This window comes from Sphingomonas sp. CCH5-D11 (assembly GCF_001557395.1).
GTDB lineage: Bacteria > Pseudomonadota > Alphaproteobacteria > Sphingomonadales > Sphingomonadaceae > Sphingomonas.
Map to the genome: position 1 here is coordinate 1 of NZ_LSKH01000141.1, position 350 is coordinate 350.

Sequence of the window (350 nt, forward strand, 5' to 3'; positions counted from 1 at the left end):
TCATAGGTGTTCACCGTTTCCAGGTTCATCACGTGGCGCATCACCTGATATTCGCCCGAAATGCCGTTGCCGCCGTGCATGTCACGCGCGACGCGGGCGATGTCGAGCGCCTTGCCGACATTGTTGCGCTTGACGATCGAGACCATCTCCGGCGCGAAGCGGCCCTCGTCCATCAGGCGGCCGACGCGCAAGCTCGCCTGGAGGCCGAGCGCGATCTCCGTCTCCATGTCGGCGAGCTTCTTCTGGTAAAGCTGCGTCGCGGCGAGCGGCCGGCCGAACTGCTGGCGGTCGAGGCCGTACTGCCGCGCGGCATGCATGCAGAATTCCGCCGCGCCCATGCTGCCCCAGCT

Annotated in this window: 1 protein-coding gene; it reads right to left on the minus strand. The window is 66.0% G+C overall.

Annotated elements, in window-relative coordinates:
- On the minus strand, positions 1–350 hold a 350-nt coding region (locus AX702_RS09090), incomplete at both ends, for an acyl-CoA dehydrogenase family protein (RefSeq protein WP_269450384.1).